Genomic DNA, 25,869 nt, shown 5'->3' on the forward strand with positions numbered 1-25,869 from the left:
CAATCAATTTTTCATAAAACGCCTATCGAGTCGGCCGCGTTTTGCTTCTTCGTATTCTAATCGAGAACACGGAATGAGATTTTGGAGATTATCTCCTTCACCGAAATACCATAATCCGCTGAAACTATCTCGCTGAAACGCATATTCGCCATCATCAATCATTACCCAAAATGTTTCAAATTGTCGCTCTTTTGGATGCGATTTCTGAATATTGATACCTTCAATTAAATGCCAAATCATTTGCGCCAGAAGTTGGTGATTCAAAAACTCTTGCGAATACACATTGAAATTAAAAATCCCGACTGATTTTAGGTTTTCGCTCAGGCCAATTTCTTTCATGTAAGCGCAAATTTCCCTTTTATTCAGCCCATTTACTTGAGGATTTATAGAAAAACCATCACCGATACTTTCCACCGCATCGCAATTTACCGTCACCAAATCCGCACGACGGAAAAAAGGTTCCGTTTTCTCGGTAGAATTCATCATTTCGGCAAGTCGGATGATTTCAAACTCTACTTCTTTCATCAATTTCACCGAATCCAATTCGTTCAAATGCTTTTGATAACCGAGATGGTGATAATTTTTAATGCTGAAATTTTTAGAACTTAAAATTTTAGACAAGAAATTCAGATCTGAAATATTCTCACCTTCATTAATCAAAGAAATGATATTCGAAATCTGAGTATAATTAATGTTTTTCTGATGAAAATTTAAAGCAGAAAACAGCGAAAAGGAAAGGTCGTTGCTTCCACCGATGATAACGGGAATTGCATTTTTGTAATGACAAGTCGAAAGCAATTCCTGCAAAACATAGTGCGTATCCTGATGTGAACGCCCCGAAACAAGGTCGCCAAAATCACAAACCGGAACATCAAAATCGAGCTTGGAAAGCTTGTACAACTCTTTTCTGATGTTAGCAAAATCTTGGATTTCGGCGTTTCCGTTTTTTACTCCTCGATAATCTGAACAAAAAATAAGCACAATCCCATTTTCTTTAATTTCGTGGGAAATGAGGTTGCCGAGTTGCCAATTTTCAGTTTTGATTTCTTTAGGAGGGATCATTATATCTTCTATGTTCATATTTGAAAAAGAGGTTTGTACTAGTTAAGATGCGAAAGTAACAAAAGTAACAAAAAAAGCACAACCAAAAGGCTGTGCTATGAGGTAAATATTAATTCCTTTTCCTACTTAGTAAAAAAGTTCACCCTAATTATTTCTTCTTCGCAACCGTTTTTTTGGCTGTAACTTTCTTAGCAGCAGCTTTTTTCGGTTTTTCTTTGAAAGCATTTTTATCCTGAGCCGAAATCCATTTTTTCACTTCATCTAAACTTACTTCAGCAAGTTCTTCGGCGGTATATTTTTCATCTTTCTTGTTTTTTGGAATTTTAAACATCGCTTTCCCGAATTTGATGAAAGGTCCCCATCGCCCATTTTCAATAGAAATTTTTTCTTTTTCCCATTGCTGAATGTAGCGGTTGGCTTCTTTTTCCAACTTTGCATCGATGAGTTCGTTGATGTCGTTTTGCGACAAATTATCGAAATCGTAACGCTTAGGAACATTGATGAAAAGCGACTGATATTTAATGAACGGCCCAAATCTACCGGTTCCTTTTGTTACAGGTTCGCCTTTGTAAGTGGCAATTGGAGCATCCGCAATTTTCTTCTCATTAATGATTTCTTCTGCTCTTTCTTGAGTAATCGAAAGCGGTTCTTCGCCTCTAGGAATACTGATGAAAGTATCACCCCATTTCACATAAGGTCCGAATCTTCCGACTCCCACAGAAACCGGCTGTCCTTCGAATTCCTTTAAATCAAACGGAACTTTAAACAACTCCAAAGCTTCTTCCAAAGTAATGGTCGCGATATTTTGAGATGTCATCAAACTTGCGAAAATCGGTTTTTCCTCATCATCTTGCTCTCCAATTTGTACCATCGGACCGAATCTTCCAATTCTGGCGAGCACATTTTTACCTGTTTTTGGATCTACTCCTAATATTCTTTCACCATTGGCGCGTTCTGCATTTTCTTCTACATCTTCAATTTTCGGGTGGAAATCCTTGTAAAAACCTTGCAAAACTTCTTTCCATTTTTCGGAACCGTTAGCAATATCATCAAAATCTTGCTCTACTTTGGCCGTAAATCCGTAATCTAAAATTTCTGCAAAATTTTGGGTTAAAAATTCATTCACCACTTCGCCAATATCGGTTGGAACAAATTTATTTTTATCGCCTCCAAATTTTTCTACTACAACTTGTTTTTTCACACCGCTTTTACTCAAAGAAATCTTCATGATTTCTCTTTCCTGCGGCTGAATTTCTTTTTTATCCACATATTCGCGGTTCTGAATCGTCTGAATGGTCGGCGCATAAGTTGAAGGTCGTCCAATTCCCAATTCCTCCAGTTTTTTCACCAATCCGGCTTCGGTATATCGAGCGGAAGGTTTGGTGAATTTTTCTGTGGCTTCGATTTTTTTATAATTTAAAACTTCACCAATTGTTACTTTCGGCAAAAGTTTTTCGTTGTTTTCTTCATCGTCATCCTCGGTTTTGGCAATTCCGTAAACTTTAAGGAAACCATCGAAAACAATTACTTCACCTTGCGCTTCAAAATGCTGTGGAAGTTTAGGATTTCCGATTTCAATGACGGTTTTTTCAATTTTGGCATTCGCCATTTGACTTGCCAAAGTTCTTTTATAAATTAATTGATATAATTTATTAAGTTGTTCATCTCCAATTCTTTTCACTGAAAAATCAGTCGGACGAATCGCCTCGTGAGCTTCCTGTGCAGATGCAGATTTCGTGGTGAAATTTCGTGGGTTTGAATATTCATCACCGAATTCCGTAACAATATGAGATTTCGCAGCGTTGATCGCTTCCTGAGAAAGGTTCACGGAATCGGTTCTCATATAAGTAATGTATCCTTCTTCGTACAATCTTTGCGCAACACGCATTGTAGTGGTCACTCCGTATCCGAGGCGATTACTCGCTTCCTGTTGCAAAGTAGAAGTCGTAAAAGGCGCTGAAGCAGAACGAGTTCCGGGCTTTTTTTCTACATTCAGAACTTTGAATTCTGTATTTTGAGATTGCGTAAGAAAATCTTCCGCTTCGTTTTCTTTAGCAAAATCTTTTTTCAGTTTTGCGGCAATTTCCTGTTGATTTTCATTTAAGAAAACACCATCAACTTTAAAACTCGATTTAGGTTCGAACGCTCTGATTTCCAGCTCACGTTCTACCACCAAACGTACCGCAACTGATTGTACACGACCTGCGGAAAGTCCGGTTTTCACTTTTTTCCAAAGAACCGGCGACATTTCGAAACCTACAACTCGATCCAAAATTCTTCTCGCTTGCTGAGCATCCACTAAATTCTGGTCGATTTTTCTTGGATTTTCAACGGCTTTTAAGATGGCATTTTTGGTAATTTCGTGGAAAACGATTCTTTTGGTATTCTCTTCTTTAAGTTTTAATTCTTGAGCAAGATGCCATGCAATTGCCTCTCCTTCGCGGTCCTCATCGGAAGCGAGCCATACCATATCGGCTTTTTTCACTGCTGCTTTCAGTTCGGAAACCAATTTCTTTTTATCAGCAGAAACTTCATAATCCGGAGTGAAAGTGGCCAAGTCGATTCCCATTCCTTTTTTAGGTAAATCTCGGATGTGTCCGAAGCTGGATTTCACTTCAAAATCTTTACCTAAATACTTTTGGATGGTCTTTGCTTTTGCCGGAGATTCGACGATAACTAAATTTTTTGACATCAAGAAAATTTTTGCAAAAGTAGGAATTTTTAGTTATAATAGAATTTTGCTAAAGTTTTAGGTTTTTCATGAAGCCGTTTTTTGTATATTCCTCCTGTTATTCTTCCTGTTTTTTCTTTAAAATTCATTATATTCGCAAACTTAAATAATTAGGACAACTCTTATTGAACCGACTGACAATGAAGAAGTTTAACGAATATAAAAATCTAGACCTTACCGCTGTTGCCGACCAGGTTTCAAAATTCTGGAATGAGCACGAAACCTTTAAAAAATCCGTGGAAACGCGCGCCGGAAAACCGGAATACGTTTTCTACGAAGGACCGCCTTCCGCCAACGGAATGCCGGGAATTCACCACGTGATGGCGAGAGCGCTGAAAGATATTTTCTGCAGATACCAAACTCAAAACGGAAAACAAGTTTTCCGAAAAGCAGGTTGGGACACTCACGGTTTACCAATAGAATTGGGCGTTGAGAAAGAATTGGGAATCACCAAAGAAGATATTGGAAAGAAAATTTCGGTGGAAGATTATAACCAAGCTTGTAGAAATGCGGTCATGCGCTACACCGATGTTTGGAATGATTTAACTGAAAAAATTGGTTATTGGGTAGATCTCGACGATCCTTATATTACCTACGAACCAAAATATATGGAAACCGTTTGGTGGCTTCTGAAGCAACTTTACGACAAAAAATTATTGTACAAAGGGTACACTATCCAGCCTTATTCTCCCGCTGCAGGAACCGGTTTGAGCTCCCACGAACTCAACCAACCGGGAACCTATCGCGATGTTTCCGACACCACTGTTGTTGCGCAGTTTAAAGTGAAAAAATTATCAAACGCTTTAAACGAAAAACTGAAAAGCGGAAGCATCAATACTGATGAAATTGCCGGTGCTACTTGTGGCGGCGCACTTCATTGGGCAGAATTTGATCAGGAAAACCAACAACCAATTCACATTTTAGCATGGACCACAACTCCTTGGACTTTACCTTCCAACACTGCTTTGGCAGTTGGACGAGATATTGAATATGTTTTGGTAAAAACCTTTAATCAATACACTTTCGAGCCGATTACTATTATTCTTGCGAAAGTTCTTTTGCAGAAAAATTTTGGTAAAAAATATGCATTGGGGACGGATGAAGATTTCCAAAATTACACTTCGGAATCCAAAGTTATTCCATATCAAATCTTAGCCGAATTCACCGGGGAGGATCTTGCCGGAACTGAATACGAGCAATTGATTCCGTGGTTTTTACCGGCGGAAAATCCTGAAAATGCTTTCAAAGTAATTATCGGAGATTTCGTAACCACCGAAGACGGAACCGGAATTGTACACATCGCTCCAACTTTTGGTGCAGACGATGCGCGTGTTGCCAAGGAAAATGGAATTTCGCCAATGCTCATCAAAGACGAAAACGACAATCTCGTTCCGTTGGTTGATCTGCAAGGAAAATTCATTACAGGAGGGAACACACCGGAATTATTTGCCGGAAAATACATCAAAAATGAATATTACGACGCCGGAACCGCTCCCGAAAAATCTTGGGATGTGGAACTCGCAATCCTTTTAAAAACCGAAAACAAAGCATTTAAGGTTGAAAAATACGTTCACAGCTACCCACATTGCTGGAGAACCGATAAACCAGTTTTGTATTATCCTTTGGATTCTTGGTTTGTGAAGATGACCGCGGTGAAAAACCGTTTGGTAGAACTCAACGAAACCATCAATTGGAAACCAAAATCTACCGGAGAAGGAAGATTTGCAAATTGGTTGGAAAACGTGAATGACTGGAATCTTTCCCGTTCAAGATATTGGGGAATTCCGTTGCCAATTTGGCGTAGCGAGGATTTAAAAGAAGAAAAAATCATTGGATCTGTAGAAGAATTGATGAAAGAAATTGAAAAATCGATTTCCGCAGGTTTGATGAGCAAAAATCCTTTTGAAGGATTCGAAATCGGAAATATGTCCAAAGAAAATTATGCGAAAATTGATTTGCATAAAAATATTGTGGATGAAATTACTTTGGTTTCAGATTCAGGAAAAGCAATGAAACGCGAATCTGATCTAATCGATGTTTGGTTCGATTCTGGTTCAATGCCTTATGCGCAATTGCATTATCCGTTTGAAAACAAGGAACTTATCGACAACAAAAAAGCCTTCCCGGCCGATTTTATTGCGGAAGGAGTTGACCAAACAAGAGGTTGGTTTTACACGCTTCACGCGATTGGAACTGCAGTTTTCGATTCTGTAGCTTATAAAAATGTGATGTCGAACGGTTTGGTTTTGGACAAAAACGGACAGAAAATGTCCAAACGTTTAGGAAATGCCGTGGATCCGTTCACCACTATAGAAAAATATGGTCCTGATGCAACGCGTTGGTACATGATTTCGAACGCTAATCCTTGGGAAAACCTGAAATTCGATGTGGAAGGAATCGATGAAGTGAGAAGAAAATTCTTCGGAACTTTATACAACACGTATTCGTTTTTCGCGCTTTATGCGAACGTTGACGGATTTAATTATTCGGAAAAAGAAGTTGAGAACCGCCCGGAAATCGACCGTTGGATTCTTTCTGAACTCAATCTTTTGGTAAAAGAAGTTACTGAATTTTACAATGATTACGAACCGACGAAAGTAGCAAGAGCGATCAATAATTTCGTGAACGATAACTTAAGCAATTGGTATGTAAGACTTTGCAGAAGACGCTTCTGGAAAGGCGAATATACTGATGATAAAATTTCGGCTTACCAAACTTTATATACTTGCCTTGAAACAATTGCGAAAATTTCGGCGCCGATTGCTCCGTTTTTCATGGATCAACTTTTCCAAGATTTAAACAAAATTACAGGGAAAGATGCGGCAGAATCTGTGCATTTAACCAATTTCCCGATTGCTGATGAAAGTTTAATCGATCAAGATTTGGTAGAAAAAACGCATTTGGCACAACAAATCACTTCGATGGTGTTCTCTTTAAGAAAGAAAGAAAACATCAAAGTTCGTCAACCATTGCAAAAAGTGATGATTCCTGTTTTGGATGCGAAAACGGAAACTCAAATTTTGGCGGTTTCTGAATTGATTAAACAAGAAGTAAACGTAAAAGAACTCGTTCTCATCAATGCTGATGAAGCTTCGCACTTGATCGTAAAACAAATTAAACCGAATTTCAAAACTTTAGGTTCCCGACTCGGAAAAGACATGAAAACCGTTGGTGCGGAAATTTCCAATTTGGATTCAGCGCAAATTTCTACTTTAGAAAAAGAAGGAAAAATAACCATTCAAGGTTACGAAATCACGACAGATGATGTAGAAATCTTCACCAAAGATATTCCGGGATGGACAGTTGCCAACGAAGGAAAAATGACTGTGGCATTAGATTTGACAATAACTGCCGAACTGAAAGCTGAAGGAATCGCAAGAGAATTCATCAACCGAATTCAGAATTTAAGAAAAGACAAGAATTTCGATTTAACCGACAGAATTTCCATTGAAATAGAGGCAAATTCTCCTTTCGAAACAGAACTTATTAACAATAATGCATATATTTCGGAAGAAGTATTGTCAGATAAAATAGAAATTGTAAATTCACTATCGATTTTTGACGAAATTGAAATCGATGATGAAAAATTCAAAATAAATATTAATAAAATATGACGGGGTAAAATGTGATGGCGTGATGAAAATAGCGCAATATGATCCTCCAATAAACACATTAAAATTATGGCAGACGAAAGACAACGTTATAGTGACGAAGATTTGAAAGAGTTCAAAGAACTTATTCAGCAAAAAATAGAAAAAGCAGAAAGAGATTTAATGCTGATCCGAGAAAGTTTTATCAACGACCAAAATAATGGGACTGATGATACTTCGCCTACCTTCAAAGCGTTTGAGGAAGGTGCAGAAACATTGAGCAAAGAACAAAACGCCATTTTAGCAGGAAGACAAGAAAAGTTTGTCCGCGACCTAAAAAATGCGCTAATCCGCATCGAAAATAAAACTTACGGAATCTGCAGAGTAACCGGAAAACTAATCGGAAAAGATAGATTGAGAGCGGTTCCTCACGCAACATTAAGCATTGAAGCAAAGAATTTACAAAGATAATATTGTACATCGTACCCACTAAATTGTGCAAGGCGCCATGTTTTTCAAAGAACATTGTACCTTGTACATTTTATATGTCATAAAAACTGAAAAATGGAATCATTAGTAGTTCACCCAAAAAATCAAATGGAGCTCAACGCACTGAAAAGTACGCTGAAGGAAATGGGAATCCGATTTGAAAAATTTCATACCAGAAATACCAAAACTGCTCCAAAGCAAGACCCGAAAGCCGCTCCGAGAAAAGAATCGAAACCTGCGAGAAATTTTAAAGAAAAACCAAAGACGGATTTGTAATGAAGAAAATAGCATTCATCACTTTAATCATCTTATTAATCGATCAGATCTCCAAATTCTACATCAAAACCCATTTCCAATTGGGTGAAAGTGTGGATGTTTTCCCTGGTTTTAAACTGACTTTCGTAGAAAATCCGGGAATGGCTTACGGATTTCATTTCGGTGGATTGATCGGGAAATATTTCCTTGTGATTGTAAGGATATTTTTAATCGGCGGAATGGTTTATCTCTTCATAAAATGGTTGAAAGAAGGCGCTTCCAACTACCTCATCATTCCTATGGCAATAATTTTCGCCGGCGCTATCGGGAATCTGATTGACGGAATGTTCTACGGAATGATTTTCGACAGCGGAACCGTTTTCGACGAAAGTGTAGGAAGATGGATTGATTACGGCGGCGTTTCGAAAGTGGTGGAATTCGGCAACGGTTACTCTACTTTCATGAAAGGTTGCGTAGTTGATATGCTGCATTTTCCGCTTGTAAATTGGAATGTACCGGAAAGTTGGCCACTGATCGGTGGTAAACATATCGAGTTTTTCAAATACATTTTCAATGTTGCAGATTCTGCAATTACAGTAGGCGCTTTGCTTTTACTTATTTTCAGAAAGAAAGCTTTCCCTGACGGATTTGAACTTTAAATAAAATCATTCACCAATATTTGAAACTTCAGCCAATTGTCTGGAGTTTTTTAATTCCCTATTTTTGTTGAGTTTTTTAATGAAAACCAATTAACAGAAATTTATCCCTGAAATACACAACATGTCAAGAATACTTACCGGAATACAGGCAACAGGAACACCACATTTGGGAAACCTTTTGGGAGCAATTATCCCTGCAATAGAACTCTCCAAACAATCTGAAAACGAATCGTTTTTGTTCATCGCCAACATGCATTCTTTAACCCAAATAAAAAATGCAGAAGAACTAAAGAAAAACACTTACGAAATCGCTGCAGCGTGGCTTGCTTGTGGTTTAGATACTGAAAAAACCTATTTCTACCGTCAAAGCGACATTCCGGAAGTTTGCGAACTTTCTTGGTATCTTTCGTGTTTTTTCCCTTATCAAAGACTTACTTTGGCGCATTCATTTAAAGATAAAGCCGATCGTTTGGAGGATGTGAATGCCGGACTTTTCACTTATCCGGTTCTGATGGCTGCAGATATTTTGCTTTATGATGCGGAAATTGTTCCCGTAGGAAAAGACCAACTCCAACATTTGGAAATGGCGAGAGATATGGGAGCGAGATTTAATCACCAAATGGGAGAAGTTTTCGTGTTGCCGAAAGCCGAGCTGCAAGAAGACACGAAATACGTTCCCGGAACCGATGGCAATAAAATGAGCAAATCGAGAGGGAACATCATCAATATTTTCCTTCCGGAAAAAGAACTAAAAAAACAGGTAATGGGAATTGAAACCGATTCCAAATCTTTGGAAGAGCCAAAAGATCCTGAAACCGACAAAGTTTTTGCTTTGTATGAACTGATCGCAAGTCCTGAAGAAACCGAAGTTTTAAGACAAAAATATCTTGTCGGAAATTTTGGTTACGGACATGCTAAAAATGAACTTTTAAGCTTAATTCTCACCAAATACGCAAAGGAAAGAGAACTCTTCAGTTATTACATGAATAACCTGAACGAACTTGAAGAAAAACTGCAGCAAGGCGCTGAAAAAACTAGAAAAATTGCTTCAGATACTTTGAAAAAAGCAAGAGAAAGTCTAGGCATGTAATTTCTATACGAATTACGCGAATTTTTTCGAATTTCACGAATTAAAAACCCTTTCGAACATTGATTCTGAAAGGGTTTTTGTTTTTATAATAAATCTTTGAGTTCGGATAATTTTTTGATGACTTCCACCTCTTCTGCTTGGTAATTATCATTAAAAACATCAAAGAAAACAACCTTCAAACCGAAAGATTTTCCACCTTCGACGTCCGCAATCCAATCGTCGCCGATCATCATGCTTTCTTCTTTTTTCGCACCGGCTTTGTTCAAAGCGTATTCGTAAACTTCTGGGTGAGGTTTTCGAACATTAATTTCATCGGCACTGGTGATGGTTTTAAAATAATTTTGAATGCCGGAAAGTTCACATTTTCGGGCGGTAACTTCTTTGAAACCATTAGAAAGAATATGAAGTTGATAATTTTTCCCCAAAAGATATTCTAACAAATCGAATGCACCTTCTACAAGATCATTGTAATTGAGGATTTCATCGAGGAAATTGTCTTCAAAAAGTTGCGCCAATTCAAAATCATCAATCCCAAAAAACAGGAAAGAATCGTAGAATCGATGTTTTCTGAGGTATTCTTTATCGATTTCTCCGTCTCGAATTTGCTCCCAAAGTCTTTCATTAATAGTGAAATACTCTCGGTGAAAATCTTCGAAATTGAGGTTGTATTTATCGCTTACGTTTTTTCTTGCGAAAATATCTTTTAGGGTAAGATAGGCATTGCGGCGGTGATCCCAAAGGGTATTGTCGAGATCAAAAAAAATGTGCTGAATTTTCATACAGCACAAATTTAAGTAAATTAAGATTAGTTCTTGGAAACAATTTGATTTTTGGTTTTGGTTTTCAAAACCGCCATACTTTTAGAGTAACTCAATAAGAAATCGATGGTTTGTTTTTTTGGTTTCAAAAGTTTTTCGTTTAAAATGTCATTTTTTTTCATAGGCGAAAAAAGTTATTTCCCTAAAAACGAAAGTTTATTTAAAATATTATGATCTTGTTAAAATAATCTTATGTTCATCCATTATTTTTCTTAAGTTGATTAGAGCATATCTTACTCTTCCTAGTGTTGTGTTGATGCTGGTATTAGTTTGATCGGCAATTTCCTTAAAACTAAGTCCATCGAAAAACCTTAATCTGATGACTTCTTGTTGGTTTTCAGGAAGGTAAACGAGCATTTTCATCAGATCACTTTCAATTTGTTGACTCACCATTTTTTCTTCGATGTTTTCTTCTTTCCCTGCAATAAGGTCGAAAATCGAATATTCTTCATAATCATAAGAAGTTTCAGAAACTTTAATGTGCTTCGATTTCAGACGGAAGTGATCGATGATGAGATTATGAGCAATTCTTTTAGCCCAGAGAATAAATTTGCCTTCTTCGTTGTAGCGGCCTTCTTTCAGGGTAATGATAATTTTCATGAAAGTATCCTGGAAAATATCGTTGGCCAAATCTTCATCCATTAATTTATAATAGATAAAAGAAAAAAGATCTTTTTGGTGTCTTTCAATCAATACATGGAGGGCTCTTTCGTTTCCCTCCCGATATTCCGTGATCAACCAGCTATCAGTTTTATAATTCATAACTCTTCTGTTTTTACCTAAACTTTATTCCCAATTGTTATAATCAGGTTTTTACAATTTTGGTGGAGAATAAGAAGTAGAGTTTTGTTTGATAATTCTGGTTTTGTAAAGGATTGTAAAAATAGTAAAAAAGTTAATACTTTATCAAAAAGATTGAAATATTTACTGAAAACTACCTATTTCAATAAATCATGTAACATGACTAATGGCAAATTGATGGTGAAATTGAAATTCAATCCTTTCAATTCTTTCCCATTAATACCCGATTGGTCAATAGGAAAAGCGTATCCGCCGGTAAGATCGATAATTCCGAATAAGGAGGCTCCGATCTTAGGAGCTGCGTATTTGGTAGTGATTTCCGCACCTGCAAGGAAGTAATAAGAGTGATAAAGATCTACATTTCTTTCAAAATTGATCAAAATATCCCCTTGAACTTTCGGCATGATTGCAAAATCGCTGTTAGCAACTCCCATCAATGCAGATGCTCCTAAACGGTAAATCATATCATCATTATTCAAAAAAAGCAGTCTTCCACCAATTTCTCCGAAGCTTTGGTTTTGGTAAACATATCCGGCATGAATCATTTTATGCACCGTCATTTGTGCTTTCGCTGAAGTTGTCGAAAGAATCATCATTAAAATTGAAAAAACCAAAATTTTCTTCATAAGTTCCATTTATCGCTGCGGTAAAGTTAAAAAAAACTGCTTTATCGTTTTGGATAAAGCAGTTTAAATATTTTTAAAAAAATTATATTCCGAATTCTTTTTTGATTTCCTCAACTTTGTCGAGTTTTTCCCAAGTGAAAAATTCTAAATTATCAATCTTAAGTTCGTTGCTTTTTCCTTTATTAAAAGTTTTGCTTCCAACATAATAATCTCTTCCCATGTGGCCATAAGCAGCGGTTTCCTGGTAAATTGGATTTCTCAATTTTAAGTTCTGCTCGATTGCATAAGGTCTTAAATCAAATAATTTTTGGACTCTTTTTGCTAAATCTCCATCAGAAATTCCCACTTTGGAAGTCCCGTAAGTATTAATAAAAAGTCCACAAGGTTCCGCCACACCAATTGCGTAAGAAACCTGTACCAAAACCTCATCTGCAACTCCTGCAGCAACTAAATTCTTAGCGATATGTCTAGTTGCGTATGCCGCACTTCTATCTACTTTCGATGGATCTTTCCCTGAAAATGCACCTCCACCATGAGCTCCTTTTCCTCCGTAAGTATCTACGATGATTTTTCTTCCTGTCAAACCTGTATCACCGTGAGGTCCGCCGATTACAAATTTACCGGTCGGATTGATATGATATTTAATTTGATCATTGAAAAGCTCCTGTATTTCTAATTTTTGAGCAGCTTTCACTTTCGGAATAAGAATTTCGATGATATCTTTTTTAATTTTGGCAAGCATCGTATCTTCGCTTCCGAAATCATCATGTTGAGTAGAAACCACAATAGAATCTATTCTGATTGGCTTGTGATCATCAGAATACTCAATGGTAACCTGTGATTTTGCATCGGGACGAAGATAAGGTATCGCATCCCCTGCTCTTCTAAGTGCTGAAAGTTCTCGTAAAATAGTATGTGCCAAATCCAATGCAAGCGGCATATAATTTTCAGTTTCGTTGGTGGCATATCCGAACATCATACCTTGATCTCCTGCACCTTGCGCGTTGGCTTTCGTTTCGAAATCTGCATTTTCACCAGCTCTGTCAACACCTTGGTTGATATCCGGTGACTGCTCATGAATAGCGGAAATTACTCCACAAGAATCACCATTGAACATATATTCGCCTTTGGTATAGCCAATTTCGTTGATTACTTTTCTGGCGATATCCTGTACGTCAAGATAAGCTTCCGATTTTACTTCTCCCGCCAAAACCACTTGTCCGGTTGTTACCAATGTTTCGCAAGCAACTTTCGATTTGGGATCGTAGGCTAGAAAATTATCGATTAGAGCATCAGAAATCTGATCTGCTACTTTATCAGGATGTCCTTCCGAAACGGATTCAGACGTAAATAAATATGACATTTCTTTTGTATTTTATTAATTAAAAAATAAAGAAAATAGGAAGTGATTACAAAAGAAACTAAAATAGAAATTCTGTTTTAGCATTTTTTATGGAGGTTGCAATCAGTTCAAATTTTTCCTCATGAAATTATTCGTCTGCAAATTTAAAGAGTATTTGTTGAACCGCAAAATTTATTTCATGGAATAAACCTATTGAGGTTTTACACTAACAAAATCCTCCGGATTTTTGTTATAACTGAGTTTTGCATGAAGTGAATTTTGAATAGACTGCGTCATTTCATCCAAAATTTTCTGTTTATAGGTAGGTTTGTAATAAATCAAACTGATTTCTCTAAAAGGAAATGGCTTTCGGAATCTGACAATTTTAGATTTCTGTTCATCCGATAATTGGGGAATCGCCAACTCTGGAAGAATGGTAATTCCGCCCACTTTATCTACCATTTGAATTAAAGTATTGATATTGGAAGCCAAAAAATCAAGGTTTTTAGGTTTCAATGAGTTTTCTTTGAGCATGCAAATGTTCTCGAACTGGGTTCTCAAACAGTTTCCTTCCTCGAGTAACCAAACTTTATTGCTGTCAATATCTTCCGGAACTACGAAAGAATCTTTCTTCAAATCTTCCGACGAATAAATCATCAATTCTTCATTAAAAAGATGCTGTTGGTAAAATTCGCCTGCTGCATCGTAAGGAGTAGCGATAATTCCTGCGTCCAGCTCACCAGATTTCAATGCTTTGATGATGCTGTCGGTAGTCATTTCTTTTACATTCAACTCAATTTTAGGGTTAAGTTTTAAGAAATCAAAAATTTCTGAAGGGAGAATAAAACTTGAAATCGTTGGGATGATTCCGAGGTTTAATTTTCCGGCCAAAACATTATTAAGAAGGTTGGCTTTATTTTTCAGTTCATTCACAGCATCAATCACTCTTTTGGATTCTTCGATGATCTGAATACCAACATCAGTGGTACGAATAGGGTGAGTAGTACGATCAAAAACCTTCACATCCAACTCATCTTCAAACTTCTGGATCATTGCGCTGAGCGTGGGCTGAGTAATAAAGCAGGCCTGTGCTGCCTTACCGAAATGTTTATATTTATCAACTGCGATAAGATATTCTAATTGCTGAATGTTCATCTGATTAATTTTATCTATTACAAAGATACTTATGTTTTCCTTAATTTAACCAAAAAACAAGAGATTCCTGTGGGGAATTTCATAAATTTGTTAACCTAAATACAGACTCATGGACTCTAAAAAACTTACCTCCAGTTCCGGCGCCCCTTATTTCGAACACGAAGATTCCCAAACCGTGGGAGCAAGAGGCCCAGTTTTACTACAAGATTTTATTTTACAAGAAAATTTGGCGCATTTCGTACGCGAAAGAATCCCAGAAAGAATAGTTCACGCCAAAGGAAGCGGTGCTTACGGAAAATTTACCGTTACACACGATATTTCTAAATACACAAAAGCAAAATTATTTTCTAAAGTGGGAAACCAGTGTAAAATGTTTGCCCGATTCTCAACAGTTGGTGGCGAAAAAGGAAGCGCAGATACGGAAAGAGATCCACGAGGTTTTGCCTTAAAATTCTATACCGAAGACGGAAATTGGGATCTTGTTGGAAATAACACGCCAGTTTTTTTCATTAAAGACGCTAAAAAATTCCCAGATTTTATTCATACCCAAAAAAGAGTACCGAAAACCAACCTGAAAAGCGCAACCATGATGTGGGATTTCTGGAGTTTAAATCCGGAATCGCTTCACCAAGTTCTTATTCTAATGTCGGACCGTGGAACACCTTATGGATATAGACACATGCATGGTTTTGGATCCCATACTTTCTCCATGATTAATACTGAAAACGAAAGAGTTTGGGTAAAATTCCATTTCAAAACACAGCAACAAATTAAAAATTTCACCAATGATGAAGCAGTGAAAATGAAAGGTGAAAACCCCGATTTCGCACAAGAAGATTTGGTAAATGCCATCGAAAACGGCGACTTCCCGAAATGGACGATGTATATCCAAGTGATGACCGAAGAACAAGCCAAAGAATTCCGTTGGAATCCTTTTGATGTGACGAAAGTTTGGTTTCAAGACGAATTTCCATTGATAGAAGTGGGCGAAATGGAACTCAACAAAATTCCAAATAATTATTTTGCTCATGTGGAACAATCTACTTTTTCACCAAGCAATTTGATCAACGGAATTAGTTTTTCACCCGACAAAATGTTACAAGGAAGATTATTCTCCTATCCCGATGCTCACCGATATAGAGTTGGCGTAAATTCACATCAACTCGAAGTAAATCGTTGCCCGTTTGCGGTAAATAATTATCAAAGAGATGGTTTCATGGCAGACTCGAGCATTTATAAAGATGCACCCAACTATTATCCAAATAGCTTCGATGAAATCAAACCAGATTCGGCTTACAAGAGTTTCGAATATGATTTAGATAACTCATCAGTCGCTCATTTCAACCGAAACGAAAACGATGACGATCACTACACCCAACCCGGATTATTGTACACCAAAGCTATGAATCCTCAGGATCGCGAAAATTTGGTTTCAAATATTATCGGAGCAATGAAAGGAATCAGTGGTCCTAAAAGAGATGAAATCATCAACCGACAACTTTGCCATTTTTTCAGAGCCAATATTGAACTCGGAATGAAAGTAGCGATGGGACTACAAGTGAATATCGATATGAACATGATGAATCATAGCAAAAACGGTGATTCATAAACCTCAGCATTCCTTATTTTATCTGGAGAAATCATCAGGATTTCTCCTTTTTTACTTTTAAAGAAAAAAATGCTAATTTGCACATTCAGAAAAGAATTTTCACAAACATTATGAATTACAACACGATTATCATAGAAACCGACAGCAAAGTCGCAACCATCACTATCAACCGCCCACAAAGCCTTAATGCACTTAATTCGCAAACCATTCAGGAATTAAGCGATGCGTTTTCTGAATTAGAAGCAGACACAAATATTCGAGCTATCATTCTTACAGGAAGTGGAGAAAAATCTTTCGTAGCGGGTGCCGACATCAAAGAATTCTCAGATTTCGGAACTGCCGCTGCTGAAGAACTCGCAAGAAATGGGCAAAATATTTTGTTTAATAAAATCGAAAACCTTTCCAAACCAGTCATTGCAGCTGTAAATGGTTTTGCACTTGGTGGTGGTTTAGAGCTTGCGATGGCTTGCCACATCCGATACGCATCAGAAAATGCACGATTGGGATTGCCAGAAGTTACTTTAGGATTAATTCCAGGTTATGGCGGCACCCAAAGATTACCAAAATTAGTCGGAAAAGGTCTTGCCAATGAGTTAATTTTCTCCGCTAAAATGATTCCGTCACAAAGAGCAAAAGAGATTGGGCTTGTAAACGAGGTTTTTAGTTTAGAAGAGCTTTTACCAAAAACCAAGGAATTAGCCACTTTGATTTCACAAAATTCACCTTTAGGAATTGCTAAAGCGATTGCTGCAGTGAATCAATCTGAGAATGAAAATGGTTTTGAAACTGAAATAAAATCTTTCGGAGAATTATTTGAAATGGAGGACAAAAAAGAAGGGGTAGCCGCATTTTTAGAAAAAAGAAAACCTTCTTTTTAATTAAATAAATAATCTTTAGAAAACACAATTTGGAATCTACAAAATTTGATAAAGCCTATCTGAAAATGGCCTTGGAATGGGCTAAACTATCGTATTGTGAACGCAAAAAAGTGGGTGCACTGATTGTGAAAGATCGAATGATTATTTCCGACGGATACAACGGCACACCTTCCGGTTTTGAAAACTGCTGCGAAGATGGTGCCGGAAAAACCCATTGGTTTGTCTTGCATGCCGAAGCCAATGCGATCCTAAAATTAGCCGGTTCTACCCAATCTGCAAAGGATGCAACCCTTTATCTTACGCTTTCTCCGTGCAAAGAATGTAGCAAATTGGTCTTGCAAGCGGGCATTAAAAAAGTCGTTTTTATGGATGATTATTCCGATAATGATGGTATTGATTTTTTAAAAAACCATGGTATTGAAATTTTAAAAATTTCAAAAGAAAATTTATAAAAAAACTAAAACACCATAACACAATGACCTGGGATGAAAAAATTAAAGATTTTGAAAACTTTCTAAGGTTTGAAAGAAATTTTTCAGAAAACACATTGGATGCCTATCTTCGGGATGTCCGGAAACTTCGTGATTACAGCGAATTCGAACTCGAAAATACCGGTCCGCTTGAGATTACTTACGAAAATATTCAGGAATATATTTTTCAGCTTTCCAAGCAAAAATTCAGTGAACGCTCTCAAGCCCGTTGGATTTCTTCGATCAAAGCTTTTTTCAAATACCTTTTAGACGACGAGGTGCGCGCCGATAATCCCGCAACACTGATAGAAGGACCTAAACTTGGGCTTTATCTTCCGGATACTTTAAGTTTCGATGATGTAAACAGAATCATCAAAGCAATAGATCTTTCTAGCGATTTGGGCAGAAGAAACCAATGCATGATCGAAGTTTTGTATGGTTGCGGCTTACGTGTATCCGAATTAATCGACCTTAAAATTTCGAATATCAATTTCAAAGAATCTTATCTGAAGGTAGACGGAAAAGGCGACAAATCCCGTTTTGTTCCTCTGGCAAATTACACTGCCCACCTGATCAAAGATTACATCAACGAAGTTCGTTCGAAATATAAAATCAATAAAAAATGTGAAGATATCCTCTTCCTCAACAGCCGCGGATCAGCCATGTCGCGGGTGATTGTCTTCATCATCATTAAAGAACTTACCGAAAAAGCAGGCATAAACAAAAAGATCTCACCACATACTTTTCGACACTCATTTGCGACACATCTATTACAAAATGGAGCGGATTTACGTTATATTCAGGAAATGCTTGGACATTCCAGCATTACAACCACCGAAATTTATACGCATCTGAAAAACGAAGAACTTCGGGATGTGATTCTCAATTTTCATCCGAGAAATAAAGTTTAAATGAAAGACCTTAAATTCTGTCCAAAATGCGGGCAACAAAGCCTAAAATGGGACGGCGAAAAAAAATGGAACTGCTCCGAATGCGATTATGTGCTTTTTCATAATGTTGCAGGTGCAGTTGCTGTGCTGATAAAATGGGACGATGAAATCCTTTTCACGCGCAGAAACCAAGATCCAAAGAAAGGAAAACTCGATTTAGCGGGCGGATTTGTGGATCCGAAAGAAAGCGCCGAGGAAACTTGTGTACGAGAACTTTTTGAGGAAATGAAACTTAAAGTTGATATTTCCCAGTTGAAATATTTGGCTTCTTTACCCAACATTTACGAGTATAAAAACATTCTTTACAATACTTTAGACCTATTTTACGAATATCAAGTTGGTGAAAAATTCGAAGTAAATCTAGAAACTTCTGAAATCTCAGAAGCAGTTTGGCTTAAAAAGGAAAATATCAATTTGGAAGATATCGCATTTGATTCTCAAAAGATATTTTTAGAAAAATATTTGAAGTAATTTACCCTAAATCGCCACGAATTTTAATTCCCTTTTTTTATTGTAATTTTGGAATTCGAAAATTCACACATGCGCGAATCTGAAAATAATCTCGATCAACAAATTGTTTTTGAAGACAATCATCTATTAATCATCAACAAAAAAGCCGGCCAGCTCGTACAAGGCGACAAAACCGGTGATGCCTCACTACTCGATCTGATCAAAGATTTCATTAAAAAAAGAGACCAAAAACCTGGAAATGTTTTCCTAGGATTGGTTCACCGAATCGACCGACCGACTTCTGGATTGGTGATTTATGCGAAAACTTCGAAAGCTTTGACGAGACTTACGCAAATGGTGAAAAACCGCGAAATCAAGAAAACATATTGGGCTGTTGTTGCAAAAGAAATGATTCCGCAGAGCCAAAGACTCGTACATTATCTTCAAAAAAACGAGAAAACCAACAAGGCAACGGTTTTCATTAAACCAACAGATAACGCAAAAGAGTCAATCCTCAATTACCAAATCATTAAAGTTCTCGATAATTTTCAACTTCTGGAAATCGATCTCGAAACGGGAAGACATCATCAAATTCGCGCTCAACTGTCTAAAATAGGCACACCGATAAAAGGCGATTTAAAATACGGAGCTGCCCGATCCAATCCCGATGGTGGAATTCATCTTCATGCAAGAAAGTTGGAATTCATACATCCTGTAACGAAGGAAAACTTAGAAATCACAGCTCCTGTACCGCAAAATGATGCGGTGTGGAAAGCCTGTGAAAATTCTTAAAAATAAAAAAACCGCTCAATTTCTTGAACGGTTTTTTTTTGATATTAAAAAGAATTACGCATTCTTTCTAGCTTCTTCAGCGATCAAATTCAGAGCAGAACCTGCTTTGAACCAACCGATTTGTTGCTCATTATAAGTATGATTTGCCAAGATGATATCTTTGGTTCCATCAGCATGAACAAATTCCAATTGCAATGGACGAGCTGGTGCAAACTGATCTAAATCTAAGAAGTTTACCGTATCATCCTCACGGATTTTGTCATATTCTTCAGCATTAACGAAGGTAAGACCTAACATCCCTTGTTTCTTCAAGTTGGTTTCGTGGATTCTTGCGAAAGATTTCACTAAAACTGCTTTTACTCCAAGATGTCTTGGCTCCATTGCCGCATGTTCTCTTGAAGAACCTTCACCATAATTTTGGTCACCCACAACGATGGAAGGAACTCCGGCTGCTTTGTACGCTCTTGCTACTGCAGGAACTTCGCCGTATTCTCCGGTTAATTCATTTTTCACTTTGTTGGTTTCCATGTTGTAAGCATTTACAGCTCCGATCAACATGTTGTTTGAAATATTATCAAGGTGACCTCTGTATTTCAACCAAGGACCTGCCATAGAAATATGGTCAGTAGTACATTTTCCGAAAGCTTTAATCAAAACTTTAGCCCCAGAAATATTTTTCCCGTCCCAAGGTTGGAAAGGCTCCAACAACTGAAGTCTATCCGAATCAGGATTAACAACTACCTGAACTCCAGAACCATCTTCTGATGGTGCTTGGTAACCGTTATCATCAACTGCAAATCCTTTAGCAGGAAGTTCAGATCCTTTCGGTTCATCCAATTTGATTTGTTCACCGTTTTGGTTGGTTAAAGTATCTGTAATTGGGTTAAAATCTAATCGACCAGAAATTGCAACAGCAGCAACCATTTCAGGTGAAGCTACGAAAGCGTGAGTATTTGGGTTACCATCAGCTCTTTTTGCGAAGTTTCTGTTGAAAGAGTGGATGATGGAGTTTTTCTCGCCTTTGTCAGCACCTTCTCTATCCCACTGTCCGATACATGGTCCACAAGCGTTGGTAAAGATTCTTGCAGATTCGAATTTTCTGAATGAATCTAAGAAACCATCTCTTTCTGCAGTGAATTTAACTTGCTCAGAACCAGGGTTGATTCCTAAGATTGCTTTTGGTTTTACACCTTTAGCAACAGCATCTTCTACGATAGAAGCTGCTCTTGAAAGATCTTCATAAGAAGAGTTGGTACAAGAACCGATCAACGCCCATTCTACATCAAGTGGCCATCCGTTTGCTTCAGCTTTTGCTCTGAATTCAGAAACCGGAGTCGCCAAATCTGGGGTGAAAGGACCGTTTAAGTGAGGCGCCAATTCATCTAAATTAATCTCAATAACTTGATCGAAATATTGTTCTGGATTTGCATAAACTTCTGCATCTCCTGTTAAATGTTCTGCGATTTTATCAGCTGCATCTACAACATCTTGTCTTCCGGTAGCTGCCAAATATCTTCTCATCGAATCATCATATCCGAAAGTAGAAGTAGTAGCACCGATTTCTGCACCCATGTTACAGATAGTTCCTTTTCCTGTAGCAGAAAGGTTTTGAGCACCTTCACCGAAATATTCAACGATGCATCCTGTTCCACCTTTTACGGTTAAGATTCCAGCAACTTTCAAGATGACATCTTTTGCAGAAGTCCATCCGTTGAGCTTACCTGTTAATTTTACCCCGATTAGTTTAGGCATTTTAAGTTCCCATGCCATTCCTGCCATTACGTCAACAGCATCAGCACCACCAACACCGATAGCTACCATTCCTAATCCACCTGCGTTTACAGTGTGAGAATCGGTACCGATCATCATTCCTCCAGGGAAAGCATAGTTTTCTAAAACCACTTGGTGAATAATCCCTGCTCCTGGTTTCCAGAAACCGATTCCGTATTTATCACAAACTGAACTTAAGAAATTGAATACCTCAGAGTTTTTGTTGATACCTTCTTGCAAATCCGCTTCAGCACCTACTCTCGCTTGAATAAGGTGATCCGCGTGAGCAGTAGAAGGAACCGCTACTTTGGATTTACCAGCTTGCATGAACTGTAGAAGCGCCATTTGGGCAGTTGCATCCTGCATCGCCACACGATCCGGAGCAAAATCTACATAAGAGTTTCCTCTTTCGTAACTTTGGGTAGCATTCCCTTCCCAAAGGTGAGTGTAAAGAATTTTTTCTGATAATGTAAGAGGTTTCCCCACTACTTCACGAGCTTTCGCAACTCTTTCTGGGTAACGCTCATACACTTTTCTGATCATATCAATGTCAAAAGTCATATTCGTATATTTTTTTTTAATTGAAAAATTAAGGAGTTCAAAAATACGAAATTTTAAATTTAAAGATGACTAAAATCATTTAGATTTAATATAAATATGATGCTTACAATCTATTTTTTATTATTTTTAGAAAAAAAATCAATTAAAATAACTGAAAACGAAGGTTTTTACGAATAAAGAACAACACTCATGATGATGAAAAAGCATTTAAAATTAGCAATATTTGTTCTAATTTTCATTGGTTTGGGCGTGGTTTATTATAGCTTTAATCCTCAAAACAGCAGCTATTTTTTGAAGTGTCCGATTCATTACTTCACCGGATATCTTTGTCCCGGATGTGGTTCGCAGCGCGCGATTCATGAGTTATTACATTTGAATTTCAGGAAAGCATTCGAGTACAATGCCCTGTTTGTAGCTTCGATTCCGTACCTCATTTCGGCAATTGCATTGAATACCCAACCATTGAGTGATCGATTTCCTAAAACTCGGAAATTCCTCTTTCATCCGAAGGCAATCCTCATTCTTTTGGGCATCGCGGTGGTGTTTTCCGTTTATAGAAATATTTAAAAGCTTATTTTTGGCTTTAAGTTTGCAAAAAGAAAATCATGAAGAAAGTTTTAAGTTTGATTCTCATCAGTATCGCACTTATTTTATCGGCACAAAAACAAAACGTTGCAAAAAAAACAACGGTTAAAAAAAAGGTTTCAGTAAAACCCAATCCGGATCTTATAAAGATTAATGATTCAATTCCCGCGTTGATTCCTCAAAAAACCAATGGAAAATATGGTTTCATCAATCAAAAAGGGAAAGTGATAATACCTCATCAATACAGCAATGTTGGCTTTTTTACCGAAGATTGCAACCTGCTGAATTCTCCCAACGAAAAAGTTAGAAAATACGGTTCTAGCAAATACGCATCGGTTCGAATCAACAATTTGGATTTCAGAATAGACATGGGCGGAAAACGTGTTTATCAATTCAAAGACAGCGACTTGGGAAAGTGTAATTTACCGTTCGTTACCCAACTTTTCCACGCCTATATCCTCAACAATTACTATGGAATTATTGAAGATTCAAAGTTTGAAAACCCCGGAGATTACCGACAATTCTCGATTTATCCGCAATACGATTACCTCCACATTATGGAAGGTGACGATTTGAAAAAACCAATGATTATCGCGGTAAAGAATAATCAATTCGGGGTGATTGATGTGAACAACAAAACCATCATTCCTTTTGAATACAGCGATATCAAACGAAATTTCAGTTGGAAACTCGCTCGGTTATTCGAAGTGACCAAAGACGGAAAAAATTATTTTTATATTGATATCAATAATAAAGCATATTAATTAAATATTTTGTATTTTCGCCACTGAAATTAAAGGGGTGCTGTAAAAAGCTGAGATTATACCCAATGAACCTGGAACAGGTAATGCTGTTTAGGGACGCGTTGCAAATGTAGCAATGTGAAAATATAACAGTTGACCAATGATTGGTACACTGTTACATTGACCCAATTGTTACATTAATTTATCTCCCCCTTTTATTCAATTAATCTTCAAAATTAAAAGAATGAAAGGATTTATTTTTTTAGGACTGTTCGCTGGTTCTTTTTACCTTGCACAAAGTTCGCAAGACACCTTGAAAGTTCACCAAATCGAAAGTGTGAATTTCACAAAAAGACTACCTGTTTCCAAAGAAATCATCAACGTAGAAAAAGATTTAGAGAACAAAAACCTCGGTCAGGATTTACCCATTTTGCTGAAAAACCAAACTTCGGTTATTTCCACTTCAGATGCCGGAAATGGTGTTGGATACACCGGTTTTAGGATTCGTGGTGTGGGCGGAAACGGAATTAATGTGATGATGAACGGCGTTCCGTACAACGATTCGGAATCGCAGGGAACTTTTTTCGTGGACGTTCCGGATTTAACCAGTTCGGCTTCACAAATCATCATTCAACGCGGTGTGGGAACTTCTTCGAATGGAGTTTCTGCTTTTGGAGCGAGTGTGAATGTGATTTCCAAGAATCCGGAGAAGAAATTTTATGTGAAATCGGATAACAGTTACGGATCGTGTAACACTTACAAATATTCCGCGGAGATCGGTTCGGGAAAATTCTGGAAAGATCGACTGTCATTGATGGGACGATACACTAAGATTCATTCCGATGGTTATATCGACCGTGCGTTTTCGGATTTAGACTCTTATAATTTAACTGCGCTTTTTGAAGAGGGAAAAACAAGACTTCGGGTAATGGCTTTTGGTGGAAAAGAAAAAACCTACCAAGCGTGGAACGGCATCGACAAAGCGACTTGGGAAACCAACCCAAAATTCAATTATTCCGGTGCTATTTATGATGCCAACTGGGAAAATATTGTTGAATTTTACGACAACGAAACCGATAATTACCGACAAAATCACTATCAACTTTTGTGGGAACAAGGTCTGGATGACCGTTGGAATCTAGAAACTACGTTCCACTACACCCAAGGAAAAGGTTATTATGAAAACTACAAGCAAGACGCCAAATTTTCAAAATACAACCTTCCCAATATTTTCGAAAACGGAACGGAAATTAAAAAAAGTGACTTCATCCGAAAAAAATGGTTGGATAACGATTTCTATGGCGTAGTTTCAACTTTATATGGCAAATTTGATAATCTTGATTTGAATTTTGGTTTGGTTGGAAATCAATACTATGGAAGACATTTTGGGAATGTGACCGGAGTTGTTTACCCGGAAATCGATGAACACGAATATTACAGAAACCGCTCTGTGAAAAATGAAGTAGCGGGTTTTGCGAAGTTCATCGTTACCAAAAACCGTTTCGAGTTTTTCGGAGATTTGCAACTCAGAAACATCACCTACGACACCAAAATCTTGCAACAAGGCGATGATGAAGGCGCCAGTATCGATAAGAAATGGACTTTCTTTAACCCAAAAGCAGGAATTAATTATAAAATTCCGGCAGGGAAAATCTTTATTTCCGCAGCCATTGCACATCGAGAACCCAACCGCGACGATCTCTTCGCCAACCCAGAAACAGAAGCCGAAAAGCTCTACGATTTCGAAGCTGGAATAGAGAAAAAGGTCGGGAAAGTATCCTTTACCGGGAACCTATATTATATGAATTATGTGAATCAACTGGTTTTGAACGGGCAGATCAATAATATCGGGGAATTTATTCGCGTGAATTCTGGGAAAAGTTACCGAATGGGCGTGGAATTGGGCGCTCTTGTTCCAATTTCTGAAAAAGTAAATCTTTCTGGGAATTTGACTTTAAGCCAAAACGAAAACAAGAACTTCAAGAACGAAACTTCCGAAGGAATTGTAAATCTGGGAGATACACCGATTTCTTTTTCGCCGAACGTGATTGGAAATGTTTTGTTGAATTACAATCCCAATAAAAAACTAAGCTTAGGAGTTCAAAATCAATATGTTGGAAGCCAGTTTTTGGACAACACGAACAATGAAAATTTACAATTGAAGGATTATTTCTTGACAGATTTTAATGCCAAATACACTTTAAACCTCAAAAATACCGAAGTGGATTTTAAATTCTTGCTGAATAATATTTTCAATAAGAAATATGTGAATAACGGCTATGTGTACGACGGACCGGTTTATTTCTCGCAAGCGGGAATGAATTTTATGTTTGGAATGAGCATTAAATTTCAATAAGAATTGATATATTCCTCATTAAAGGCTGCTTTTTCGGAAGCGGTCTTTTTTGTTTACGAAGAAAGCTTCGTCTTCTGTAGTTAGGTG

At 37.4% G+C, this 25,869-nt stretch carries 23 protein-coding genes; 14 read left to right on the forward strand and 9 right to left on the reverse strand.

All coding sequences use genetic code 11. The features are described 5' to 3' along the window. Positions 1–3: 3 nt before the first annotated feature. On the reverse strand, positions 4–1,080 hold the full coding sequence (locus tag NOV28_RS07485) for a formimidoylglutamase (protein ID WP_255929283.1): 1,077 nt from the start codon (positions 1,078–1,080) through the stop codon (positions 4–6). Between the two features lie 130 nt (positions 1,081–1,210). Further along, positions 1,211–3,754, reverse strand: a complete 2,544-nt coding sequence (topA, locus tag NOV28_RS07490; protein ID WP_255929285.1) for a type I DNA topoisomerase — start codon at positions 3,752–3,754, stop codon at positions 1,211–1,213. Positions 3,755–3,933: 179 nt separating this feature from the next. On the opposite strand from topA, the gene ileS reads away from it, so the two are divergent. From ileS to trpS, 5 genes are all read left to right on the forward strand, one after another. After that, positions 3,934–7,407, forward strand: a complete 3,474-nt coding sequence (gene ileS / locus NOV28_RS07495) for an isoleucine--tRNA ligase (RefSeq protein WP_255929295.1) — start codon at positions 3,934–3,936, stop codon at positions 7,405–7,407. 66 nt (positions 7,408–7,473) lie between these two features. After that, on the forward strand, positions 7,474–7,854 hold the full coding sequence (locus NOV28_RS07500) for a TraR/DksA family transcriptional regulator (RefSeq protein WP_255929297.1): 381 nt from the start codon (positions 7,474–7,476) through the stop codon (positions 7,852–7,854). A 93-nt stretch (positions 7,855–7,947) separates the two neighbouring features. Beyond that, on the forward strand, positions 7,948–8,148 hold the full coding sequence (locus NOV28_RS07505) for a DUF2683 family protein (RefSeq protein WP_255929299.1): 201 nt from the start codon (positions 7,948–7,950) through the stop codon (positions 8,146–8,148). Further along, the gene (locus tag NOV28_RS07510; RefSeq protein WP_255929301.1) at positions 8,148–8,786 is read left to right on the forward strand and encodes a lipoprotein signal peptidase; all 639 of its coding nucleotides are present in this window, start codon (positions 8,148–8,150) and stop codon (positions 8,784–8,786) included. Before NOV28_RS07505 ends, NOV28_RS07510 begins: the two co-directional genes overlap by 1 nt. Positions 8,787–8,907: 121 nt before the next feature. Further along, positions 8,908–9,876, forward strand: coding sequence for a tryptophan--tRNA ligase (gene trpS / locus NOV28_RS07515; RefSeq protein WP_255929303.1), 969 nt, complete (start codon positions 8,908–8,910; stop codon positions 9,874–9,876). 83 nt (positions 9,877–9,959) lie between these two features. Here trpS and NOV28_RS07520 read toward each other — a convergent pair whose 3' ends face one another. The 6 genes from NOV28_RS07520 to NOV28_RS07545 all read right to left on the reverse strand — a co-directional run bounded on the left by NOV28_RS07520 (position 9,960) and on the right by NOV28_RS07545 (position 14,618). Continuing rightward, positions 9,960–10,655: a YjjG family noncanonical pyrimidine nucleotidase gene (locus NOV28_RS07520; RefSeq protein ID WP_255929305.1), complete on the reverse strand. Its 696-nt coding sequence runs from the start codon at positions 10,653–10,655 to the stop codon at positions 9,960–9,962. Between the two features lie 26 nt (positions 10,656–10,681). Next, positions 10,682–10,816: a hypothetical protein gene (locus NOV28_RS07525; RefSeq protein ID WP_255929307.1), complete on the reverse strand. Its 135-nt coding sequence runs from the start codon at positions 10,814–10,816 to the stop codon at positions 10,682–10,684. A gap of 46 nt (positions 10,817–10,862) precedes the next feature. Continuing rightward, entirely contained in the window at positions 10,863–11,456 is a 594-nt protein-coding gene (locus tag NOV28_RS07530) for an RNA polymerase sigma factor (protein WP_255929309.1), read from the reverse strand. A gap of 176 nt (positions 11,457–11,632) precedes the next feature. Then, positions 11,633–12,121, reverse strand: coding sequence for a hypothetical protein (locus tag NOV28_RS07535; protein WP_255929311.1), 489 nt, complete (start codon positions 12,119–12,121; stop codon positions 11,633–11,635). Positions 12,122–12,203: 82 nt separating this feature from the next. Then, positions 12,204–13,484, reverse strand: coding sequence for a methionine adenosyltransferase (gene metK / locus NOV28_RS07540; RefSeq protein ID WP_255929313.1), 1,281 nt, complete (start codon positions 13,482–13,484; stop codon positions 12,204–12,206). Between the two features lie 189 nt (positions 13,485–13,673). Next, positions 13,674–14,618, reverse strand: a complete 945-nt coding sequence (locus NOV28_RS07545) for a hydrogen peroxide-inducible genes activator (RefSeq protein ID WP_255929315.1) — start codon at positions 14,616–14,618, stop codon at positions 13,674–13,676. Between the two features lie 109 nt (positions 14,619–14,727). On the opposite strand from NOV28_RS07545, the gene NOV28_RS07550 reads away from it, so the two are divergent. The 6 genes from NOV28_RS07550 to NOV28_RS07575 all read left to right on the forward strand — a co-directional run bounded on the left by NOV28_RS07550 (position 14,728) and on the right by NOV28_RS07575 (position 19,767). Then, on the forward strand, positions 14,728–16,227 hold the full coding sequence (locus NOV28_RS07550; protein ID WP_255929317.1) for a catalase: 1,500 nt from the start codon (positions 14,728–14,730) through the stop codon (positions 16,225–16,227). Positions 16,228–16,337: 110 nt separating this feature from the next. Then, a complete protein-coding gene (locus NOV28_RS07555; RefSeq protein WP_255929319.1) occupies positions 16,338–17,105 on the forward strand; it encodes an enoyl-CoA hydratase/isomerase family protein in 768 nt (255 codons plus the stop codon). A gap of 29 nt (positions 17,106–17,134) precedes the next feature. After that, the gene (locus NOV28_RS07560; RefSeq protein ID WP_255929321.1) at positions 17,135–17,557 is read left to right on the forward strand and encodes a deoxycytidylate deaminase; all 423 of its coding nucleotides are present in this window, start codon (positions 17,135–17,137) and stop codon (positions 17,555–17,557) included. A 23-nt stretch (positions 17,558–17,580) separates the two neighbouring features. Then, positions 17,581–18,486, forward strand: a complete 906-nt coding sequence (xerD, locus tag NOV28_RS07565; protein WP_255929323.1) for a site-specific tyrosine recombinase XerD — start codon at positions 17,581–17,583, stop codon at positions 18,484–18,486. Further along, the gene (locus tag NOV28_RS07570) at positions 18,487–18,996 is read left to right on the forward strand and encodes an NUDIX hydrolase (protein ID WP_255929325.1); all 510 of its coding nucleotides are present in this window, start codon (positions 18,487–18,489) and stop codon (positions 18,994–18,996) included. It begins immediately after the preceding gene. A 69-nt stretch (positions 18,997–19,065) separates the two neighbouring features. After that, the gene (locus NOV28_RS07575) at positions 19,066–19,767 is read left to right on the forward strand and encodes an RluA family pseudouridine synthase (RefSeq protein WP_255929327.1); all 702 of its coding nucleotides are present in this window, start codon (positions 19,066–19,068) and stop codon (positions 19,765–19,767) included. Between the two features lie 54 nt (positions 19,768–19,821). On the opposite strand, the gene NOV28_RS07580 is transcribed toward NOV28_RS07575, so the two are convergent. Continuing rightward, positions 19,822–22,098: an aconitate hydratase gene (locus NOV28_RS07580; protein WP_255929329.1), complete on the reverse strand. Its 2,277-nt coding sequence runs from the start codon at positions 22,096–22,098 to the stop codon at positions 19,822–19,824. Between the two features lie 195 nt (positions 22,099–22,293). Between NOV28_RS07580 and NOV28_RS07585 the strand changes: the two genes are divergently transcribed. From NOV28_RS07585 to NOV28_RS07595, 3 genes are all read left to right on the forward strand, one after another. Next, positions 22,294–22,665 (forward strand): DUF2752 domain-containing protein, encoded by a 372-nt coding sequence (locus tag NOV28_RS07585; protein ID WP_255929331.1) that lies wholly within the window; start codon positions 22,294–22,296, stop codon positions 22,663–22,665. A 38-nt stretch (positions 22,666–22,703) separates the two neighbouring features. After that, positions 22,704–23,447: a WG repeat-containing protein gene (locus NOV28_RS07590; protein WP_255929333.1), complete on the forward strand. Its 744-nt coding sequence runs from the start codon at positions 22,704–22,706 to the stop codon at positions 23,445–23,447. A gap of 223 nt (positions 23,448–23,670) precedes the next feature. Then, positions 23,671–25,782: a TonB-dependent receptor gene (locus NOV28_RS07595; protein ID WP_255929335.1), complete on the forward strand. Its 2,112-nt coding sequence runs from the start codon at positions 23,671–23,673 to the stop codon at positions 25,780–25,782. Positions 25,783–25,869 lie beyond the last annotated feature (87 nt).

This window comes from Kaistella montana, assembly GCF_024436175.1.
GTDB classification, from domain to species: domain Bacteria; phylum Bacteroidota; class Bacteroidia; order Flavobacteriales; family Weeksellaceae; genus Kaistella; species Kaistella montana.

Coding starts and splice junctions, on each gene's coding strand:
- NOV28_RS07570 (WP_255929325.1), top strand. CDS start 18,487: ATGAAAGACCTTAAATTCTGTCCAAAATGCGGGCAACAAAGCCTAAAA.
- trpS (WP_255929303.1), top strand. CDS start 8,908: ATGTCAAGAATACTTACCGGAATACAGGCAACAGGAACACCACATTTG.
- NOV28_RS07595 (WP_255929335.1), top strand. CDS start 23,671: ATGAAAGGATTTATTTTTTTAGGACTGTTCGCTGGTTCTTTTTACCTT.
- NOV28_RS07485 (WP_255929283.1), bottom strand. CDS start 1,080: ATGAACATAGAAGATATAATGATCCCTCCTAAAGAAATCAAAACTGAA.
- NOV28_RS07590 (WP_255929333.1), top strand. CDS start 22,704: ATGAAGAAAGTTTTAAGTTTGATTCTCATCAGTATCGCACTTATTTTA.
- NOV28_RS07500 (WP_255929297.1), top strand. CDS start 7,474: ATGGCAGACGAAAGACAACGTTATAGTGACGAAGATTTGAAAGAGTTC.
- NOV28_RS07525 (WP_255929307.1), bottom strand. CDS start 10,816: ATGAAAAAAAATGACATTTTAAACGAAAAACTTTTGAAACCAAAAAAA.
- NOV28_RS07505 (WP_255929299.1), top strand. CDS start 7,948: ATGGAATCATTAGTAGTTCACCCAAAAAATCAAATGGAGCTCAACGCA.
- metK (WP_255929313.1), bottom strand. CDS start 13,484: ATGTCATATTTATTTACGTCTGAATCCGTTTCGGAAGGACATCCTGAT.
- NOV28_RS07510 (WP_255929301.1), top strand. CDS start 8,148: ATGAAGAAAATAGCATTCATCACTTTAATCATCTTATTAATCGATCAG.
- NOV28_RS07545 (WP_255929315.1), bottom strand. CDS start 14,618: ATGAACATTCAGCAATTAGAATATCTTATCGCAGTTGATAAATATAAA.
- NOV28_RS07520 (WP_255929305.1), bottom strand. CDS start 10,655: ATGAAAATTCAGCACATTTTTTTTGATCTCGACAATACCCTTTGGGAT.
- NOV28_RS07555 (WP_255929319.1), top strand. CDS start 16,338: ATGAATTACAACACGATTATCATAGAAACCGACAGCAAAGTCGCAACC.
- NOV28_RS07580 (WP_255929329.1), bottom strand. CDS start 22,098: ATGACTTTTGACATTGATATGATCAGAAAAGTGTATGAGCGTTACCCA.
- xerD (WP_255929323.1), top strand. CDS start 17,581: ATGACCTGGGATGAAAAAATTAAAGATTTTGAAAACTTTCTAAGGTTT.
- NOV28_RS07530 (WP_255929309.1), bottom strand. CDS start 11,456: ATGAATTATAAAACTGATAGCTGGTTGATCACGGAATATCGGGAGGGA.
- NOV28_RS07585 (WP_255929331.1), top strand. CDS start 22,294: ATGAAAAAGCATTTAAAATTAGCAATATTTGTTCTAATTTTCATTGGT.
- NOV28_RS07550 (WP_255929317.1), top strand. CDS start 14,728: ATGGACTCTAAAAAACTTACCTCCAGTTCCGGCGCCCCTTATTTCGAA.
- NOV28_RS07575 (WP_255929327.1), top strand. CDS start 19,066: ATGCGCGAATCTGAAAATAATCTCGATCAACAAATTGTTTTTGAAGAC.
- ileS (WP_255929295.1), top strand. CDS start 3,934: ATGAAGAAGTTTAACGAATATAAAAATCTAGACCTTACCGCTGTTGCC.
- NOV28_RS07535 (WP_255929311.1), bottom strand. CDS start 12,121: ATGAAGAAAATTTTGGTTTTTTCAATTTTAATGATGATTCTTTCGACA.
- topA (WP_255929285.1), bottom strand. CDS start 3,754: ATGTCAAAAAATTTAGTTATCGTCGAATCTCCGGCAAAAGCAAAGACC.